The organism is Streptomyces sp. CC208A (assembly GCF_030010625.1).
In the GTDB taxonomy this organism is placed as follows: domain Bacteria; phylum Actinomycetota; class Actinomycetes; order Streptomycetales; family Streptomycetaceae; genus Streptomyces.
The window spans coordinates 1-2,961 of record NZ_JASCXN010000079.1; the positions used below are offsets into that span (position 1 = coordinate 1).

The following is a 2,961-nucleotide window of genomic DNA, read 5'->3' on the forward strand; positions in this document are numbered from 1 at the left end:
CTCCCGTGAGGTGCGGCTGGTTTTGGTGTGACACCGTGGGTGACATGAGTGATGATCACGAGAGGGATGCGGCGCTGACGCAAGCGGTACAGCTGCGGGAGCAGGGCCAGGCCGGGCAGGCTCGGGAACGGCTGGTGGAGTTGGCCGAGCGGTATCCGGAGGATGCCGAGATCGCCTACCAGGCGGCCTGGGCGCACGATGTTCTCGGTCTGGAGCGTGAAGCCGTCCCGTTCTATGAGCGGGCCCTGGTCGGTGCGGGCCTGTCTCCCGAAGATCGGCATGGGGCCTTCCTCGGGCTGGGGAGCACTTACCGGGTCCTGGGCTCCTACGGGGTGGCCGCACAGACGCTGCGGCGTGGGCTTGATGAGTTTCCCGACGACCCGGCACTGCAGGCCTTCCTGGGCATGGCGCTGTACAACCAGGGTGAAGGCCGGGAAGCGGTGGGGCTTCTGCTGAAGACGCTGGCCGCCACCAGCGGCGACCGTCGGGTGCAGGGCTACCGGCGGGCGATTGAGTACTACGCCGACGATCTGGACGGCGTGCAGCACACAGATGAGGGGCCGCAGGAGAAGAGTTGAGTCATCGGCGGCGCCAGGGGCGGCGGTTCCAGCGGTGCGTGGTCCAGGCGCGTCTGATGAGGCTGCGGACGGTGATGACGGTGTCGGCGAGGTCGAAGAAGGCGTTGATCACCAGGGGGCGGCGTTCGTAGCAGCGGGCCAGGCGGTGGAAGGCGTTCTGCCAGGCATGGGTGCGCTCGACGTGCCAGCGTCGGCTTGCCTGGATCGGTGCCTTCTCGCCCTTGTGGGCGATCTGTCCGTGCAGTCCTCGCCGGTCCAGTTCCGTGCGGGTGCCGGCGGAGTCGTAGCCGGCATGGAGGTGCACGGTGATGTCGTTCGGCAGTGGTCCAAGCCCGTCCAGCAGGTCGAGAGTCGGGGCCAGGAGCGGGGAGTCGTGGCGGTTGGCGCCGGCCAGGACGCGGCCGAGCGGGATGCCGTAGCCGTCGGTCATCGAGGAGCGTTTCATGCCCTGCTTGCCACGGTCGACGGGTGAGGGTCCGGCCGCCTCGCCTCCGCCGGGGGCTTTGGTGATGGCGCCGTCCACCGCGATCCGGTCGAGGACCAGGCCGACGATGCGGTCGTATGCCTCGAGCGCGATCTGTTTCAGTCTGGTGAACAGGCCCACTCGTATCCACTCGTCGCGGCGGGTTCGGATCGTGGTGGCCGAGCAGGTCGTGTCCGCGATCGCCTCGTAGGAGCAGCCGAAGCGCAGGACCTGCAGCAGCTTGTCGAACACGATCCGGTCGGCGACACGGCGCCGATGGCAACCCAGCGGATGGGCTGGGTCGAACTCCGGCCGCGGCGGCAGCAGATCAGTGAATTGGTCCCATAACGGTTCGGTCAGCCATGATGGCAGGGCAGGCACAGGTCTCCTTCGATGATCACAGAGCGTCGCAACTCCATGATCGCCCGGGACCTGTGCCTGTCCTGCTGCCGGGCCCTACTCGCCGCCTATCCGCGCGAGCTCTAAGCCTGTTCCTACTGGGAGGGCCGCAGACCTGCATGATGCGGGGCGACCGGGGAACTCGTTCTCGCGTTCTGCTACGGTGCCCGGATGTTCTTCCTTCGTGTCTAGAGCCAGTGCTGACCGCGCCCACCGGGCGTGGTTCTCGCTGTCCATGCACGTGTGAGCGCCATCGTTCCGGCGCTGTCTCAGAGGAACATGATCATGTCTTCGCCCTCCGTGGCTCCTTCGTACGCGGCTGTGCTCAGCACCCGCTATGCCTGTCGCACGTTCGGTGCGTCGTTGTTGGGTCGGCTTTCCTATGGAATGGTCTCTTTTTCGCTGGTCTTGGCGATCAAAGAGGCCACCGGCTCCTATGCCGTAGCCGGCACTGTCATGGCTCTTTTCGCGCTGACCAGTGTTTTTCTCTCGCCGGTCCGTGCGGGCCTGGTCGACCGGTACGGGCCGCGCCGGGCTCTGTGCCCCATGGCGGCCGCCTATGCGTTGTTGCTGACCGGACTGGCCGTCGCAACTGCGTGGCCTGGCGCGTCAGGAATTCTGCTGGGGGTCCTGGCGGTGCCTACCGGGGCGTGTACGCCGCCACTTGGGCCTGTGATGCGCACGTTGTGGAGCGACTTGGTTCCCGACCGGCGGTTGTTGCAGCGTGCGTACAGCCTGGACGCGGTCGCCGAGGAACTCCTCTTCGTCACCGGGCCGCTGCTGGTCGGGCTGCTGGTGCAGGTCGCGGCACCGTCGGTGGGTCTTGCGGTGAGCGCCGCACTCGTACTGATCGGCGCACTTGCCCTGAGCTCGTCTCCGGCGGTCCGGGGCTGGGCCGGCCGGGAGAAGACCCCGCTCGGGTCGACATCGCCAGAGGGCCGCGTCTCCGGCGCGCGCTCCTTCCTGTTGCGCCGGTGGCTGCTGCACGGGGATCCGGGGATGCGCCAGGCGATCACGGTCGCTGCGGCGGTGGGCATGTGTCTGGGAGCGTTCGATCTGCTGGTGATCGCCTTCGCAGACGAACACGAGACCCCTTCAGTGGTCGCCTGGGTCCTGGCCGCGCTGTCCGGAGGCAGTGCGATCGGTGGTCTGGTCTACGGTGCCGTCCCATGGCGGGCCTCGGGCAGGTTGCGGCTGGCATTCCTCGCGGCGGCCCTTGGGCTGTCCCTGGCCGCCATGGGGATCTCTCCTCATCCCTCCATGCTCATCGCATGGGCAGCGATCGGCGGACTGTTCGTCGCTCCGGCCCTCACCACCGCCTACCTGATCGCTGATGAGTGAGCTGATCCAGCCGGTCGGACCAGAGCGGGTGCGTGGGTCAACACTTCCTTCAACGCCGGCTCGGCAGGGGCGACAGCGGCCATTGGACTATTGGTGGGCCGCCTCCCCCTGCCCGTGTGCTTCGCACTTGCCGCGGCCCCGGTCGTACTGTCCGCGACGACAGCCCTGCGCAGATCAGGT

Annotated in this window: 2 protein-coding genes and 1 pseudogene; 2 read left to right on the top strand and 1 reads right to left on the bottom strand. The window is 67.6% G+C overall.

Annotated elements, in window-relative coordinates; all coding sequences use genetic code 11:
* The first annotated feature begins 44 nt into the window (after nucleotides 1-44).
* Entirely contained in the window at nucleotides 45-578 is a 534-nt protein-coding gene (locus QK442_RS35935; RefSeq protein ID WP_282698343.1) for a tetratricopeptide repeat protein, read from the top strand.
* 1 nt (nucleotide 579) lies between these two features.
* Here the strand turns inward: QK442_RS35935 and QK442_RS35940 are convergent, their stop codons facing one another.
* Nucleotides 580-1,422 carry an IS5 family transposase gene (locus QK442_RS35940; protein ID WP_282698344.1) on the bottom strand — a complete coding sequence of 281 codons (843 nt, stop codon included), beginning with the start codon at nucleotides 1,420-1,422 and terminating at the stop codon, nucleotides 580-582.
* Nucleotides 1,423-1,761: 339 nt separating this feature from the next.
* On the opposite strand from QK442_RS35940, the pseudogene QK442_RS35945 reads away from it, so the two are divergent.
* Nucleotides 1,762-2,961, top strand: a pseudogene (locus tag QK442_RS35945) (MFS transporter); the annotation flags it as partial.

What these genes read in the sequence shown, in the direction of transcription:
- QK442_RS35935 (WP_282698343.1), top strand. Translation starts at nt 45, where the DNA reads ATGAGTGATGATCACGAGAGGGATGCGGCGCTGACGCAAGCGGTACAG.